This window comes from Streptomyces sp. NPDC005492 (assembly GCF_040605995.1).
Classification (GTDB): domain Bacteria; phylum Actinomycetota; class Actinomycetes; order Streptomycetales; family Streptomycetaceae; genus Streptomyces.
In genome coordinates, this window is the sequence record NZ_JBEXDX010000014.1 from 59,070 (window position 1) to 73,951 (window position 14,882).

The window sequence follows — 14,882 nt, forward strand, 5'->3', positions numbered from 1 at the left end:
GATGGGTCGCGTCGTGAACCGCGAGGGAATATCAGCAGCACGGCGCCGATATACTTTTCCCCGTTACCGTTTTACACTGCAACGGGCCCGCCTTACGGCTCGACGGATTTGCGGACGGAATCACTGCCGAGCGGCCAAGGCATCACGAACATTGGCATCTCCGTTATCGACGGAGCAAGCGCCGCAAGTTTACGGCCGCGTGAAATCCAATCGCACTCAGTGCAGTCCTCCGAGAATGGTCGAATTCTCCTCGGCGACCTGGCGTCGAACTCGGGAACAGGCCTCGGAAAGCATCGAGGACCACCCCTGGTCGCTGTCCGGGCGCAGCGCCAATGACATTCTCATGGTGATGGGAAAATTGACGAGCCTTTTCAGCGCGATACGTCGTGAGGACACCGCGCTCACCGCCGTCGGGTACATCAGGGTCCAGCCGGTCGAACCGGCGCCGATCTCGGCCAGGGCGTCCTGGAGGCCGGTGAAGGGCGGGCCGATCACCGGCTGGAAACCGGACTCACGGCAGGCCTGCACGACCGAGTCGTAGAGCACCTCGTTCTGCGCCCGCTCGGCGATGCGCAGCGGGACCTCGGCGAGATCGCGCAGGTTGAGGTCGGGTTTTGCGGCCAGGGGGTGCGCTGCCGGGAGGGCCACCAGCAACGGGTCGTACCAGAGGGTGAGCAGGGTCAGACCGGGGACGCTCTCGACGCCGCGGACGAAGGCGGCGTCCAGCGTTCCGGCCCGCAGTTCGTCCAGACGCTCCTGCACGCCGAGTGTCTGGAATTCGAAGCGGGTGCTCGAACCGTGCCGGGGCAGGGCGTCCAGGAAATAGTCGAGACGCCGCCCGAGCGCCGAACTGATACCGAGCCGGAAGGTGTCGCTCTCGCGCGCGACCACTTTTCTGGCCTTGGCCGAAAAAGAATCCACCGCACGCAGAATCTCTTTCCCTTCGGCCAGCAGTTCCCGGCCGACGGGAGTCAGCTGAATGGTGCGACGTGATCGGTCGAAAAGGTCTGTGCCCAGTTCTCTTTCCAGCCGCCGGATCTGCTGGCTCACGGCCGGCTGTCCGATGTTCAGCCGCTCGGCGGCCCGGCCGAAATGCGACTCTTCGGCCACCGCCACGAAGTACTGGATCTGACGCAATTCCACTGGGCCCCCGTACCCCCTGCCAGGCAGGGTCGCTGTCACGGAGGTGACCTTCTCATGGCTCACAGGATCAACGGCAGGAATTGACTATCCATAGACCCCGGCCGGTGCCGGGGTCCGCCGTGCGGCCGGCGTCAGCTCCGGGCGGCGCGGGCCGCGAGGGTCTCCCCGGCGATCGACCAACTGTCGGTGGCGATCTCCTGCACGGTGACCCAGACGCTCTCCGGCTTCGCCCCGGTCGCCCGCACATAGGCCTCGGTCAGCTCGCGCACGAGCTCGCTCTTCTGCTCGGTGGTCTTGCCGGGGGTCTGCTGAACGTGGATGAGGGGCATGGAGATCTCCGATCGGGACTGGCGGCGAATACGACGGGGTCCTCGCCGCGCACCTGAACGGCGGCGCTCCGTCATGGATCAAGTCCAGCACCGACGGGCGGCCCGTCCCAGACGCGATCCCGTCTGACGACGATCACGATTCGTGATGACTTGCCACCCGGGTCGCACGCCCCTCAACCTCGGCTCCCCGGCGTGCCATCCTGGACCCCGTGAACCGCGACGACCTCGTACGGCTGCGTCAGGCCCGCGACCGGATGAACCGCGAGTACGCCGAACCGCTCGACATGGCGTCGATCGCGCGGACCGCGCTGATGTCACCGGGCCACTTCCAGCGCAGCTTCCGCGCCGCGTACGGGGAGACGCCGTACAGCTACCTCATGACCCGGCGGATCGAGCGCGCCAAGGCGCTGCTGCGGCGCGGCGACCTGAGCGTGACCGAGGTGTGCATGGCCGTGGGCTGTACCTCCCTCGGTTCCTTCAGCTCCCGCTTCACCGAACTGGTCGGCGAGACCCCGAGCGCCTACCGGGCCCGCTCGCACGAGGCCGGCGCGGTGATCCCGTCCTGCGTGGCCCGCACTTTCACCCGCCCCAACCGGGCGGGACCGCCCCTGCGGCCCTAGCCTGTGTGGCATGGATCTCAAACTCCGCCAGTGCTTCATCGCCGTCGACGACCACGACAAGGCGCTCGCCTTCTACTGCGACGTCCTGGAGCTGGAAATCCGCAACGACGTCGGTTTCGAGGGCATGCGGTGGGTGACCGTGGGGTCGCCGGCGCAGCCGGACGTGGAGATCGTCCTGGAGCCGCCGGCCGCGAACCCGGACGCCTCCCCCGCCGACAAGCAGGCCATGGCCGAGCTGCTCGCCAAGGGCACCCTGCGCGGGGTCAACTTCACCACCACCGACTGCGACGCCCTGTTCGCCCGCGTGCGGGAGTCCGGCGCCGAGGTGGTCTCGGAGCCGACGGACCAGCCGTACGGCGTCCGCGACTGCGCGTTCCGCGACCCGGCCGGGAACATGCTGCGGTTCATGCAGCGCAGCGAGGACTGAAAACCGCGCGGCCGGGTCGGGGTGTCCCGTTTACGATCGCGCGATGAGCATCCCCGCCGGCCCCCGCTGGACCTACGCCTTCGTCGACCGCCCGCTCGGTCTCTCCGCTCCCGCCCGCGCCTTCTGGACGGCCGTGACGGACACCCGGCTGTCCGAACCGCGCGGTGAGCAGGAGGAGTTCGTCACCCTGCTGGCGGCGGGGGCGGACGCCTGTGTGAAGGTCCAGGGGGTCGAGTCGGGTCCGGGCGGCGCTCACCTCGACTTCTCGGTCGCGGACGTGCCGGCCTTCGTGGCGTCCGCGCTGCGGCTCGGCGCGGACACCGTCGCCGAGCACGACGGCTGGGCCGTACTCCGGTCCCCCGCCGGGCAGTTGTTCTGCGCGGTCCCCTGGCACGGCGAGTCCGTACGACCGCCCGTGGTGGCCGGCAGCCGCCTCGACCAGGTGTGCATCGACATCGGACCCGGCTCCTACGACGCCGAAGTCGCCTTCTGGAGCGCCCTGTTGCCCGACTGGGCCTCGCTGGCGGGCGCTCTCCCCGAGTTCCATGTGCTCAAGCCGCCGCCCGGCCTGCCGATCCGCGTGCTGCTCCAGCGCCTCGGCGAGGACCGGCCCGCCTCCGCCCATCTCGACCTGGCCTGCGCGGACATCGAGGCGACCAGGGCCCGGCACGAGGAACTCGGCGCGAGTGTCGTCTCCCACGGCAGACACTGGACGGTGATGCGGGACCCTGCGGGCGGCACGTACTGCCTGACGGGCCGCGACCCGGAGACCGGCGGGCTGCCTAACCGACCGTGAGGCAGAGGGTCGCCCCGGTGCCGTCGTGCGGCGAGATGGTGGGTGCCGGACAGGGGCTCTCCGTGTCCTCGGGGTTATGGCTCAGCGATGGCGTCGGTGTCACGCCCGGACTGTCCACCTGCCAGGTGTACGGCCCGCCCGGCTCACCGGAGTCCCGCAACCACAGCGTGAGCCCGCCCCCGACGACCACGGCGACCGCCCACGCGACGAGGGCCCGGCGCCATAACCGGTTCACGCCGTCCACTCCTCCACGGCCACCACCGCGTCCACCGGGATCGGCCCGTACACGTGCGGGAACTCCTCACCGCCCGGCTTGGGCGCCTCGTACCTCAGCGGCGCCGTGAGCCGTGCCGGGTCCACGACCAGGACCACCAGGTCGTCGGGGCCGTCGTAGGAACCGTACAAAAAGGCTGCCACGCGCGGGAGTTGGGCGCGGGTCGAGCAGTGGATGAAGCCCTCCTCCTGGAGGGTGCGGCCGCGGGTCGACCACTCGAAGACGCCGCGCTCGCGGGCCGCGTCCCAGAGGGCGCGCTCGGTGATGTGGAGGATGGTGGTGGGTTCGTTGTCCGGCATGGGATCACGCTACGACGTCGGCCCGGCCGGGGTGCGCGCCCCCGGCTCATCGGGCTCGGCGCCCTCGGGGACGTACGCCCCGCACTCGGGGTTCCGGCACGGGCCGTCCACCCACTTCGGCACCCAGGCGCCGAGTGTCTTGTACCGCCGGACGACCGTGCTCACGTGCTGTCCGCAGACGGGACAGGTGTGCTCTTCGCTGCCCATGTCCTCAGCGTAGAGCCGTGCGCGGCTCGCGCCACATCGGATACATGCGCGGACCGTCCGGGAGGTCGAGGGTGCGGTCGGTGAACGCGTAGCCGAGGCGCTCGTACAGCTTGGTGCTGCGCTCGCTGCTTGCCTCCAGGTACGCGGGCAGGCCCTCGCGGTCGCAGCGGTCCAGGACGTGCCGGATGAGCGCGGCGCCGAGGCCCTCGCCCTGGCGGGCGGGTTTCACGGCGATCATCCACAGGTACTCGTGTGCCCGGTCGGCGGGATGCCCCGCGTCCATGAGCCGGGCGATCGTCTCGACCCGCTCGTTGCCCGGGTCGACCGCCTCACGCAGTTGTACGGCTTCGTCCGGGCCGTCGTCCTGCGGATGCGCCTCGCCCGGTAGCGACAGCCACAGCGCGCAGGCCGCGCCGTCCTCGGCGAGGTCGATACGGCCGTCGGCGAGGACGGCGTCGGTGAAGGCGGCCATCAGCTTGGGATGGGTCGTGCGGCGGTACTCGGCGTCGGGGAAGATCCAGCCGCTCACCGGATCGTCCTGGAATGCCTCGTCCAACAGCCGGACGACCAGCTCCCGGTCACCCTCGCCAGCCGCCCGTATCGCCACGCCCATGTCCCGCCCCTAGGTCTCAACAGTCGTATTCCGTACGGGTGTTGAGCCTATCGGGATTTCGCCGGACGGGAACGGGCCCCGCGCACCGTGGGGATGCGCGGGACCCTGCGGTCCGGAGCCCCGGTGGCCGCGCGGAGTCAGGGCCACGCGGCTTTCGAAGGCTCCGGAGTCATCAACTGCTGCGCCGGGTCACGAACTCGGCCAGCGCGAGCAGACCGCCCGCGTCCTGCGGGTCCGGGATCACCCGGGCCAGCTCGTGCACGGCCCGAGCCATCCGGTCGGCCGCCTGGGTCTGCGCCCAGTCCCGGCCGCCGGCCCGCTCGACGGCGAGCACGGTGCGCTCCAACTCCCCTTCCTGATACGGCGTTCCGTACAGTTCCGCGAGTTCGGCCGCCGCCGGTGTGCCCGAGGTGAGGGCGGCGACCACGGGCAGGGACTTCTTGCGCACGGCGAGGTCGGCGCCGGCCGGTTTGCCGGTGCGGCCGGGGTCGCCCCATATGCCGATGACGTCGTCGATCAACTGGAAGGCGAGCCCGGCCTGGCGGCCGAACGCGTCCAGCGCCTCGACGTCCTCGGCGGAGGCCCCCGCGTACAGCGCGCCCACCGCGCAGGCGCAGCCGAGCAGCGCGCCGGTCTTGGCCTCGGCCATGGCGAGCACCTCGTCGAGGGTGACCTCGCCGGGGCCGAGTTTCTCCATGGCCGTGTCCGCGTGCTGGCCCGCGCACAGTTCGACGACGCAGTCCGCGAGCCGGGCGGCGGCGGCCGAGTGCGCGGGGTGCGGGTCCTCGGCGAGCAGCCGGAGGGCCAGCGCCTGGAGCGCGTCCCCGGCGAGGATCGCGTCCGGGTCGCCGAACACGGTCCACGCGGTGGGCCGGTGCCGGCGGGTGGTGTCCCGGTCCATCACATCGTCGTGCAGCAAGGTGAAGTTGTGGACCAGCTCCACGGCCGCCGCGGCCCGCAGGGCGCTCGCCCGGGCCCGCTCGCCGCCGAGCGCGGTGGCCGCGGTCAGGACGAGGGCGGGGCGGATCGCCTTGCCGGCGTTGCCCGCCGCCGGTGTGCCGTCCGCGTGCTCCCACCCGAAGTGGTAGAGCGCGATCCGGCGCATCGAGCCGGGCAGCGAGTCGAGCGCCGAGCGCAGTTCGGGGTCGACGGACGCCCGGGCCCCCTCCAGGATCCCCGCCGCCTCGTGTCCGTCGGGCGGCCGCGACCCGTCGGCGCCCTGTGGTGTCCCCGTCCCGAACTCGGTGGTCTCCGTCCTGAACTCGGCCATCGGGTCCCCCTCGGAGAGTCCGCGCACGGCGGCGTCCGTGCCGCGGCCGCCGGCATACGACCGGGGTGTACCCGCCCCGACGGGCGGGGACACGGTGTCCACCTGGTGGAACGTCACCTCCAGCGGCCGATCTCGACGTTCTCCAGAACGCCGAGGGCGTCCGGCACGAGGACCGCCGCCGAGTAGTAGGCCGTCACCAGGTATTTGATGATCGCCTGTTCGTTGATGCCCATGAAGCGCACCGAGAGGCTCGGCTCGATCTCGTCCGGGATGCCGGCCTGCTGGAGGCCGATGACACCTTGGTCGGCCTCGCCGGTACGCATGGCGATGATCGAGGTGGTCCGGCGGTCGCTGACCGGGATCTTGTTGCACGGGTAGATCGGCACCCCGCGCCAGGTCGGGATGCGGTTGCCGCCGATGTCGATGGACTCCGGGACCAGTCCGCGCTTGTTGAGTTCGCGGCCGAACGCGGAGATCGCGCGCGGGTGGGCGAGGAGCATCCTGGTGCCGCGCCGCCTGCTGAGCAGTTCGTCGAGGTCGTCCGGGCTGGGGACGCCGTCGTGGGGCTGGAGCCGCTGGTCGTACTCGCAGTTGTTGAGCAGGCCGAACTCGCGGTTGTTGATCAGCTCGTGCTCCTGGCGCTCCTTCAACGCCTCGACGGTGAGCCTCAGTTGCTGCTCGGTCTGGTTCATCGGCTGGTTGTAGAGATCGGCCACGCGCGAGTGGATGCGCAGGACGGTCTGGGCGACGCTCAGTTCGTACTCGCGCGGCCGGGCGTCGTAGTCGACGAACGTGTGCGGGATGTCCGGCTCGCCGGAGTGGCCCGCGGCGAGGTCGATCGCCTTCTCGCCGTACTTGTTGGTGCGCTGCTCGGGGATCGCGCGCAACTGCGCGAGGTGGTCGCGCAGGGTGTCGGAGCGCTCCGCGACCTGCTCGACGTCCTGGCGCGCCAGCACGAGCACCGTGCAGGCGGTGTCCGCGCGGGCCGTGTACTCCCAGATGGCCTCCGGGTCGAGCAGTGCCTGGTCCCCGAAGTAGGCGCCGTCGGCGAGGACTCCGAGGACCGTGTCGTCGCCGTAGGGGCCGGTGCCGATCTTCTCCACCCTGCCGTGCGCCAGCAAGTACACCTCGTCGGCCTGGCTGCCGAACGACGCGATCGCCTCCCCCGCGGCGAACTCGCGCTGCCGACAGCGGGTGGCCAGCTCCGAGAGCACCTCCTCGTCCTCGTAGTCCCGCAGCGCGGGCAGTTCGCCCAGCTCCGCGGGGATGACCTCGACGCGGTCGCCGGTCTTCACGAATGTCACCCGGCCGTCGCCCACGGAGTAGCTCAGTCGTCGGTTCACCCGGTATGTGCCGCCCTGCACGTTCACCCACGGCAGTGTGCGCAGGAGCCAGCGGGAGCTGATCTCCTGCATCTGCGGCGCGGACTTCGTGGTCGTGGCCAGGTTCCGCGCAGCCGCCGTGCCAAGGCTCTGCTGCGGCTTGTTCTGCTCCGCGCGGACCTCTTCGCCTACCGACATAGAGAAATGCCCTCCCCATTCATGCCCGGCGCCTGTGCGTCCGGCATCGTTCCCGCGCACCAGCCTTCCTCACGGAACGTGCCGGTGGTATTACCCGAAAGAGCGGGAATGGATCATCACCTGCCTGGGCACGGGGCCTCTTTACGTCGAATGTTGTTCGAGTTGCCGCCGGGGCCGCTGATGTCCGGATCGGCTCGCACGCCGTACGAACAAGTCGTCTGTACCGGATTTTTTCGGTACAAGCGGCGATAACAGGCGGTCGTGCACGTCGGCCGTCGCGCAGCACGAAGGAGGCGTTCATGGCCTCACCCATGTCCGCGGGCGGCTTTCTGGCGGGTCTGAAGGCGGAGGGCGTCACGGTCGTCGAGGTCGGCGACTGGGAGCATCACAACCGCAACCACAAGGGCCCGTGGGGGCCCGTCCACGGCGTGATGATCCACCACACGGTCACCAAGGGCAGCGCGCATACGGTGAACCTCTGCCGCGAGGGCCGCCCCGACCTGCCCGGCCCGCTGTGCCACGGCGTCATCACCAAGGACGGCACCCTCCACCTCGTCGGCTACGGCCGCGCCAACCACGCGGGGCTCGGCGACGACGACGTGCTGCGCGCGGTGATCGCCGAGAAGGCGCTGCCGCACGACAACGAGGCCAACACCGACGGCAACCGGCACTTCTACGGCTTCGAGTGCGAGAACCTCGGCGACGGCGAGGACCCGTGGCCCGAGGCCCAGTTGGCGACGATCGAGAAGGTCGCCGCGGCGATCTGCCGCCACCACGGCTGGTCGGAGCGGTCGGTGATCGGGCACCTGGAGTGGCAGCCAGGGAAGGTGGACCCGCGCGGGTTCACGATGGACTGGCTGCGCGCACGGGTCCGCGACCGGCTGAAGTAGCCTCCAGCGGGACCCGGGCGACAATGGTGCCGTGACCAGCCCCGACCTCGCCGCCCTGCGGCCCCGGCTCCCGTCACCGGTGGAGGAGATCGCGGACGGACGCTTCGACCGGCACGGCATCCGGCTGCTGCTCAAGCGGGACGACCTGATCCACCCCGACCTGATCGGCAACAAGTGGCGCAAACTCGCGCCGAACCTCACGGCGGCGGCCGGACGTACGGTCGTCACGTTCGGCGGCGCCTACTCCAACCACCTGCGCGCCACCGCCGCCGCGGGTCGCCTCCTGGGTCTGCGCACGGTCGGCGTGGTCCGCGGCCAGGAGCTGGCGGACCGCCCGCTCAACCCGTCCCTGTCCCGGTGCGCGGCCGACGGAATGCGTCTGTGTTTCGTCGACAGGTCGACGTACCGGCGCAAGACCGAGCCGGAGACCCTGGCCGCCCTCCTGCGCACGGCGGACGCGCAGGACGCATACGTCGTCCCCGAGGGCGGCAGCAACTCCCTTGCCGTACGCGGCTGCCAGGCCCTCGGCGAGGAACTGCGCGCACGTGCCGATGTCGTCGCCCTCGCCTGCGGAACCGGCGGCACACTGGCCGGCCTGGCCGCCGGCCTGGCTCCCGACCAGCGCGCGCTCGGGATACCGGTCCTCAAGGGCGCCTTCCTGACCACCGACATAGAGGGCCTTCAGCAGCGGGCCTTCGGCGGCAGCCGGGGCGACTGGTCACTCGACGACCGCTTCCACTTCGGGGGCTACGCGCGCGTGCCCACCGAACTCGACACCTTCGCCGAGGACTTCGAGCAGCGCCACGGGCTGCCGGTCGAGCGTCTCTATGTCGCCAAGTTGCTCTACGGGCTTGTCGCCCTGGCCGACGAGGGCGCGTTCCCGCGCGGGACGACGATCGCGGCGGTGGTCACCGGGCGGCCCTTTCCATGATCTTCCGGTTCGCGTCCGCGAAGTCCCGTCGTTCGCCGGCGGGGCGGCACTCCCCTCCGCCGCGGAAGCGATCGGCGTCGCAACCACTGCGTGTTCTCGGCGTGCCGGACGGAAGTCCTCGTGCGGCGCGTCCTCGGGCTTTCGTCCGGTGCGGCGAGAGTCCGTGCCGGGCGTCGCGCGGCAGGCGGGGCTGTGCGGAGACGGCTCAGGCGGCCTCCCGATAAGCCGCCGCCTCCTCCAGGTCGAGGCGGCGGAGCAGGGTGCGGAGCATCTCGTCGTCGATGTAGCGGCCGTCGCGCAGGCGCACGAACATCGAGCGTTCGGCGCTGATCATCTCCCGGGACAGGCGGCGGTAGGTGTCGTCGACGGTCTCGCCGGTCACGGGGTTGGTGGCGCCCAGGCGCTCCCAGACGGCGTTGCGGCGGCGCTCCAGGACCTCGCGGAGGCGGTCGGCGAGCGGAGGGGGCAGGGCGTTGCGTTCGTCCTCCAGGAGGGCCTCCAGGCGTTTCTCGGCCACTCTGGAGGCCTGCGCCTGGGCGTTGGCCTCGGCGAGCGTCTCGGCCTGGGCGTCGCGGCCTGGGAAGTTCAGCAGGCGGATGATCGGCGGCAGGCTCAGCCCCTGCACCACCAGCGTCCCGATGACCGTCGTGAAGGTCAGGAACAGGATGATGTTGCGCTGCGGGAAGGGGTCGCCGCCGTGCACCGTGAGCGGGATCGAGAAGGCGATGGCGAGCGAGACCACGCCCCGCATCCCGGCCCACCCGGTGGTCATCGCCCCCTTCCAGGTGGGGTTCTCCTCCCGCTCCCTGATCCGCCGCGACAGCATCCGGGGCAGGAAGGCCGCCGGGAACACCCACACGAACCGGGTCGCGACGACCACCGCGAACACCGCGATCGCGTACCAGGCGGCGTCGATGCCCTCGTACTCCCCAAGGCCCTTGAGGACGACCGGCAGTTGCAGCCCGATCAGGGCGAACACCGCGGACTCCAGCACGAAGGCGACCATCTTCCACACGGCCTCCTCCTGGAGGCGGGTGGCGAAATCGACCTCCCACGCGCGGTGCCCCAGATACAGCGCCACGACCACGACGGCGAGCACCCCGGAGGCGTGCACCTGCTCGGCGACCGCGTAGGCGACGAACGGGATCAGCAGCGAGAGCGTGTTCTGGAGCAGCGCCTCCTTGAGGTGCGTGCGCAGCCAGTGGATCGGCACCATCATCAGGAGCCCGACCCCGACCCCGCCGACGGCCGCGAGCAGGAACTCCCCGATGCCGCCGGCCCAGGTGGCGCCCTCGCCGACCGCGGCCGCGAGGGCCACCTTGTAGGCGGTGATCGCGGTGGCGTCGTTCAGCAGGGACTCGCCCTGGAGGATCGTCGTGATCCGGGAGGGCAGTCCCACCCGGCGGGCCACCGCCGTCGCCGCGACCGCGTCCGGGGGCGCCACCACCGCGCCCAGCACCAGCGCCGCGGTCAGCGGCAGCCCCGGCACGATCTCGTACGCGGCCCAGCCGACCACGAAGGTGGCGAACAGCACGTACCCCACCGACAGCAGCGCCACGGGCCGCACTTGGGCCCGCAGGTCGAGATACGAGCTGTCGATGGCCGACGTGTACAGCAGCGGGGGCAGCAGCAGCGGCAGTACGACCTCGGGGTCGAGGGTGTAGTCGGGCACCCCCGGGACGTACGAGACGACCAGCCCGACCGCGACCAGCAGCAGCGGTGCCGGCACCGGGGTGCGCCGGGCCGCCGCGGCCACCACGGCGCTTCCCGCCACCAGCAACAGCAGTGGCATCACGTCCATCGTCCTCGCCCGCCCTCGTTTTTCCGCGCGGCCAACCGCACACCCGTCGTAATCTGGCAATCATGAAACAGTGCACGCACGCCGACGCGCTGCCGCTCCCCGAGCCGGGGCCCCAGAGCGAGACCTGTCTGGAGTGTCTGGCGGCCGGCACCCACCCCGTGCAGTTGCGACTCTGCCTCTTCTGCGGCCATGTCGCCTGCTGCGACTCCTCGCCCGCCCGCCACGCGACAGCACATCACAAGGAGTCCGGACATCCCGTGATGCGCACGTTCGAACCCGGGGAGAGCTGGCGCTGGTGCTTCGTGGACCACGTACTCCTGTGACCTAGTCATCCGACCGCCGGTTTCGACGGTTCGACCGTCTGACGTCTGGGTACGTCAACCCGGCGCGCGCTCTTCCCAATTGGGCCCGCAGGACCCCTAGCCACGGAGCGTATCCGTAGGTTTACTATGAGTGACAGCATGGGGTTGGGGTCCCGGGGACAGAAAAGTTCGGAGCGCGGTAGCGTCACCGCTGAACCAAGTATCGCGTTACCCCGGGGGGCGACCCCTGGGCCCCCGAAAGAGCTTGTACCACCTTGGAGGTGAGGGTGTCCCAGATCGCAGGCGAGCCCGCGACCCAGGACTTCGTGGAAGTCCGGCTGCCGGCTGCGGGTGCCTACCTGTCGGTGCTGCGTACGGCCACGGCCGGCCTCGCGGCCCGTTTGGACTTCACCCTCGACGAGATCGAGGACCTTCGCATCGCGGTGGACGAGGCGTGCGCGATCCTGCTCCAGCAGGCCGTGCCGGGCTCGGTGCTCAGTTGCGTCTTCCGCCTCGTGGACGACTCACTCGAAGTCACCGTCTCCGCCCCGACGACGGACGGTCACGCCCCCTCGCGCGACACCTTCGCCTGGACCGTGCTCTCGGCCCTCGCGGGCAAGGTCTCATCGGCAGTCGACGAGGACAAGACCGTTTCGATCAGCCTCTACAAACAGCGCGGCGCGGGACCCGGTCCGGCGTGAGGAACGGGGACGGGCCGGTGCGGGACGAAGAGCGCGGCACACGGGAGCTGCCGGCCGAGGGCGGCTCAGACGGATCCCGCCGCACGGCGGACAGCGGCTCCCTCGTGCCCCGCGGCGGAATTCCCGAGCAGGCCCGGCCGCACCCGGAGGAAGAACCCTCGGAGGCCGGTTTGATGGACGACGGTCCACATGAGCAGGACGGTGCTGTGCGTATTGGTGGGGCCTCCCCCGCACCCGGGGGTCCCCCCGCTCAGGCCGGTTCGAGCGTGGGGGAGGAGGCGAGAGCGCGGGGAAGGGCGACAGGCGGGACGATGAGCGAGCACGAGCGGAACGCCGAGGACAGCGTGCAGAGCACACCGAGCGTGCACAGCACGCGGCACGAGGACCGCAGCGGGGCGCGCGCACTCTTCATCGAGCTGCGCACCCTCAAGGACGGCAGCGTCGAGTACGCGGAGCTGCGCAACCGGCTGGTCCGTATGCACCTGCCGCTCGTCGAGCATCTCGCGCGCCGCTTCCGCAACCGCGGCGAGCCGCTGGACGACCTGACCCAGGTCGCCACCATCGGCCTGATCAAGTCGGTCGACCGCTTCGACCCGGAGCGCGGCGTCGAGTTCTCGACCTACGCGACCCCGACGGTCGTCGGCGAGATCAAGCGGCACTTCCGCGACAAGGGCTGGGCGGTGCGCGTCCCCCGCAGGCTCCAGGAGCTGCGCCTCTCGCTGACCACGGCGACGGCGGAGCTCTCGCAGCGCCATGGCCGCTCCCCGACCGTCCACGAGCTGGCCGAGAAGCTGGGCATCTCCGAGGAGGAGGTCCTGGAGGGCCTGGAGTCGGCCAACGCCTACTCCACGCTGTCCCTGGACGTTCCCGACACGGACGACGAGTCCCCGGCGGTCGCGGACACACTGGGCGCGTACGACGAGGCACTGGAGGGCGTCGAGTACCGGGAGTCGCTCAAGCCACTCCTGGAGGATCTGCCGCCCCGGGAGAAGCGGATCCTGCTGCTCCGGTTCTTCGGCAACATGACGCAGTCGCAGATCGCGCAGGAGGTCGGCATCTCGCAGATGCATGTGTCCCGGCTGCTGGCCAGGACCCTGGCCCAGCTCCGGGAGAAACTCCTCGTCGAGGAGTAGCAGCCCCGGCCGAAGCTCAGCCCTTCGGCTCTTCGGTACGACGACCGGGCCCTCGGATTCCGAGGGCCTGTGTCGTCGCCGGGTTCACCAGCAGCACCAGCGAGGCCACCGCGACCGCCGCGAGCGCGATACCGGCCGGGATCGCCGCACTGTCGGCCTGGAGCAGGTTGTAGGCCACGGGCAGCGCCATGACCTGCGTGATGACGGCCGGGCCCCGGCTCCAGCCGCGCCGGCCGAGCAGCCCGCGGGCGGCGAGCAGCGGCAGCAGCGCGAGCACCACCAGGGTCACGCCACCGGTCACCGCCTGCTGACGGTCGTCCGGCTCGCCGGTGATGCCCAGGACGAGCATCCACACCCCGGCGACGGCCAGTGCGAGCCCCTCCAGCGCGACGAGGACCGCCGCGTAGGTCAGCCGGCGCGGACGGGGTCCGTCGGGGCCTGCGGTCTCCGGGGCGGGGGTCTGCTCAGCGCTCACCCCAGAAGGGTAGCCCTCGTAAAACGGCCCCTGGTGTTCAGGCTCACGCCGTCTCCTCTTACCCAACCCCTACCTCGGTATGGGCCGAGTACCACCCAGTAGGTACCCTGCAACCCATGCGTGCACTTCTCGTGGTCAATCCGGCGGCAACCACCACAAGCGCACGTACGCGCGATGTCCTGCTCCACGCCCTCGCGAGCGAGATGAAGCTGGAGGCGGTCACCACCGAGTACCGCGGCCATGCGCGCGACCTCGGCCGACAGGCCGTGGAGAGCGGGAACGTGGATCTGGTGGTGGCCCTCGGCGGCGACGGCACGGTCAACGAGGTCGTCAACGGCCTGCTGCACACCGGCCCCGATCCGGAGCGCCTGCCCGGTCTCGCCGTGGTCCCCGGCGGCTCGACCAACGTCTTCGCCCGCGCCCTGGGCCTGCCCAACGACGCCGTCGAGGCCACCGGCGCCATCCTCGACGCCCTGCGCGAGGGCAGCGAGCGCACGGTCGGCCTCGGGCTGACTTCCGGCACACCCGGCACCGAGGACGAGGCGGTGCCGTCCCGCTGGTTCACCTTCAACGCCGGGCTCGGGTTCGACGCGGGGGTCGTCGGGCGGGTCGAACAGCAGCGGGAGCAGGGCAAGAAGTCCACGCACGCGCTGTATGTGCGCCAGGTGGTCCGGCAGTTCCTCGGTGAACAGCACCGCCGGCACGGGACGATCACTCTGGAGCAGCCCGGCGAGGACCCGGTCACCGATCTGGTGGTGGCCATAGTCTCGAACACGTCCCCTTGGACGTACCTGGGTAATCGCCCGATGTACACGTCACCTAAGGCGTCGTTCGATAAAGGCCTCGACGTACTCGGCCTCAGCCGCCTGTCCAGCGCCGCGGTTGCCCGGTATGGCACCCAGTTGCTCACTTCGTCCCCCGAGCGCGGACCCCATGGCAAGTACGCTGCGGCTCTGCACGACCTGAGCGAGTTCACCTTGCATTCGAAGGTCCCCCTGCCCCTCCAGATGGACGGCGACCACCTCGGACTGCGTACGAGCGTGACGTTCACAGGCGTACGCCGTGCACTGCGTGTGATTGTGTGAGCAGAAAGGGCTGAAGTCCTTTCACTCGAACGTTTAGACCAGGATCCACCCCATGGAAGTACGGCT

At 70.5% G+C, this 14,882-nt stretch carries 19 protein-coding genes; 9 read left to right on the forward strand and 10 right to left on the reverse strand.

The window, feature by feature from the left end:
* Positions 1-216: 216 nt before the first annotated feature.
* Together ABZT04_RS20620 and ABZT04_RS20625 are read right to left on the reverse strand one after the other, a co-directional pair.
* The gene (locus tag ABZT04_RS20620) at positions 217-1,143 is read right to left on the reverse strand and encodes a LysR family transcriptional regulator (protein ID WP_356058150.1); all 927 of its coding nucleotides are present in this window, start codon (positions 1,141-1,143) and stop codon (positions 217-219) included.
* 131 nt (positions 1,144-1,274) lie between these two features.
* Positions 1,275-1,472, reverse strand: a complete 198-nt coding sequence (locus tag ABZT04_RS20625) for a 4-oxalocrotonate tautomerase family protein (protein WP_356058151.1) — start codon at positions 1,470-1,472, stop codon at positions 1,275-1,277.
* 209 nt (positions 1,473-1,681) lie between these two features.
* On the opposite strand from ABZT04_RS20625, the gene ABZT04_RS20630 reads away from it, so the two are divergent.
* The 3 genes from ABZT04_RS20630 to ABZT04_RS20640 are packed head-to-tail and all read left to right on the forward strand — an operon-like array spanning position 1,682 to position 3,315.
* Positions 1,682-2,092: a helix-turn-helix transcriptional regulator gene (locus ABZT04_RS20630; RefSeq protein ID WP_019058262.1), complete on the forward strand. Its 411-nt coding sequence runs from the start codon at positions 1,682-1,684 to the stop codon at positions 2,090-2,092.
* A 10-nt stretch (positions 2,093-2,102) separates the two neighbouring features.
* A complete protein-coding gene (locus ABZT04_RS20635; RefSeq protein ID WP_356058152.1) occupies positions 2,103-2,519 on the forward strand; it encodes a VOC family protein in 417 nt (138 codons plus the stop codon).
* Between the two features lie 43 nt (positions 2,520-2,562).
* Positions 2,563-3,315, forward strand: a complete 753-nt coding sequence (locus ABZT04_RS20640) for a VOC family protein (protein WP_356058153.1) — start codon at positions 2,563-2,565, stop codon at positions 3,313-3,315.
* On the opposite strand, the gene ABZT04_RS20645 is transcribed toward ABZT04_RS20640, so the two are convergent.
* The 6 genes from ABZT04_RS20645 to ABZT04_RS20670 form a co-directional block, all read right to left on the reverse strand.
* Positions 3,302-3,550: a hypothetical protein gene (locus ABZT04_RS20645; RefSeq protein WP_356058154.1), complete on the reverse strand. Its 249-nt coding sequence runs from the start codon at positions 3,548-3,550 to the stop codon at positions 3,302-3,304. The two genes, ABZT04_RS20640 and ABZT04_RS20645, sit on opposite strands and share 14 nt — an antisense overlap.
* The gene (locus ABZT04_RS20650) at positions 3,547-3,888 is read right to left on the reverse strand and encodes a DUF952 domain-containing protein (protein WP_356058156.1); all 342 of its coding nucleotides are present in this window, start codon (positions 3,886-3,888) and stop codon (positions 3,547-3,549) included. Before ABZT04_RS20650 ends, ABZT04_RS20645 begins: the two co-directional genes overlap by 4 nt.
* A 9-nt stretch (positions 3,889-3,897) precedes the next feature.
* Entirely contained in the window at positions 3,898-4,095 is a 198-nt protein-coding gene (locus ABZT04_RS20655) for a hypothetical protein (RefSeq protein WP_356058157.1), read from the reverse strand.
* A gap of 4 nt (positions 4,096-4,099) precedes the next feature.
* Positions 4,100-4,708 (reverse strand): GNAT family N-acetyltransferase, encoded by a 609-nt coding sequence (locus ABZT04_RS20660; RefSeq protein ID WP_356058159.1) that lies wholly within the window; start codon positions 4,706-4,708, stop codon positions 4,100-4,102.
* A gap of 172 nt (positions 4,709-4,880) precedes the next feature.
* Positions 4,881-5,978, reverse strand: coding sequence for a family 2 encapsulin nanocompartment cargo protein polyprenyl transferase (locus ABZT04_RS20665; RefSeq protein ID WP_356058302.1), 1,098 nt, complete (start codon positions 5,976-5,978; stop codon positions 4,881-4,883).
* Positions 5,979-6,091: 113 nt separating this feature from the next.
* Entirely contained in the window at positions 6,092-7,498 is a 1,407-nt protein-coding gene (locus tag ABZT04_RS20670; protein WP_356058160.1) for a family 2B encapsulin nanocompartment shell protein, read from the reverse strand.
* Between the two features lie 299 nt (positions 7,499-7,797).
* Between ABZT04_RS20670 and ABZT04_RS20675 the strand changes: the two genes are divergently transcribed.
* Positions 7,798-8,388 (forward strand): N-acetylmuramoyl-L-alanine amidase, encoded by a 591-nt coding sequence (locus ABZT04_RS20675; protein ID WP_356058161.1) that lies wholly within the window; start codon positions 7,798-7,800, stop codon positions 8,386-8,388.
* A gap of 31 nt (positions 8,389-8,419) precedes the next feature.
* Complete coding sequence (locus ABZT04_RS20680) at positions 8,420-9,319, forward strand: pyridoxal-phosphate dependent enzyme (protein WP_356058163.1); 900 nt, start codon at positions 8,420-8,422, stop codon at positions 9,317-9,319.
* Positions 9,320-9,524: 205 nt separating this feature from the next.
* Here the strand turns inward: ABZT04_RS20680 and ABZT04_RS20685 are convergent, their stop codons facing one another.
* Positions 9,525-11,120, reverse strand: coding sequence for a Na+/H+ antiporter (locus tag ABZT04_RS20685; protein ID WP_356058164.1), 1,596 nt, complete (start codon positions 11,118-11,120; stop codon positions 9,525-9,527).
* A 62-nt stretch (positions 11,121-11,182) separates the two neighbouring features.
* On the opposite strand from ABZT04_RS20685, the gene ABZT04_RS20690 reads away from it, so the two are divergent.
* The 3 genes from ABZT04_RS20690 to ABZT04_RS20700 all read left to right on the forward strand — a co-directional run bounded on the left by ABZT04_RS20690 (position 11,183) and on the right by ABZT04_RS20700 (position 13,256).
* The gene (locus tag ABZT04_RS20690) at positions 11,183-11,443 is read left to right on the forward strand and encodes a UBP-type zinc finger domain-containing protein (protein ID WP_355917503.1); all 261 of its coding nucleotides are present in this window, start codon (positions 11,183-11,185) and stop codon (positions 11,441-11,443) included.
* Positions 11,444-11,709: 266 nt separating this feature from the next.
* The gene (locus ABZT04_RS20695; protein ID WP_004925829.1) at positions 11,710-12,123 is read left to right on the forward strand and encodes an anti-sigma regulatory factor; all 414 of its coding nucleotides are present in this window, start codon (positions 11,710-11,712) and stop codon (positions 12,121-12,123) included.
* A 17-nt stretch (positions 12,124-12,140) separates the two neighbouring features.
* Positions 12,141-13,256, forward strand: a complete 1,116-nt coding sequence (locus ABZT04_RS20700) for a SigB/SigF/SigG family RNA polymerase sigma factor (RefSeq protein WP_356058165.1) — start codon at positions 12,141-12,143, stop codon at positions 13,254-13,256.
* 16 nt (positions 13,257-13,272) lie between these two features.
* Here ABZT04_RS20700 and ABZT04_RS20705 read toward each other — a convergent pair whose 3' ends face one another.
* Positions 13,273-13,731 (reverse strand): hypothetical protein, encoded by a 459-nt coding sequence (locus ABZT04_RS20705; RefSeq protein ID WP_356058166.1) that lies wholly within the window; start codon positions 13,729-13,731, stop codon positions 13,273-13,275.
* A 116-nt stretch (positions 13,732-13,847) separates the two neighbouring features.
* Between ABZT04_RS20705 and ABZT04_RS20710 the strand changes: the two genes are divergently transcribed.
* Complete coding sequence (locus ABZT04_RS20710; protein ID WP_356058167.1) at positions 13,848-14,816, forward strand: diacylglycerol kinase family protein; 969 nt, start codon at positions 13,848-13,850, stop codon at positions 14,814-14,816.
* The last annotated feature ends 66 nt before the right edge of the window (positions 14,817-14,882 follow it).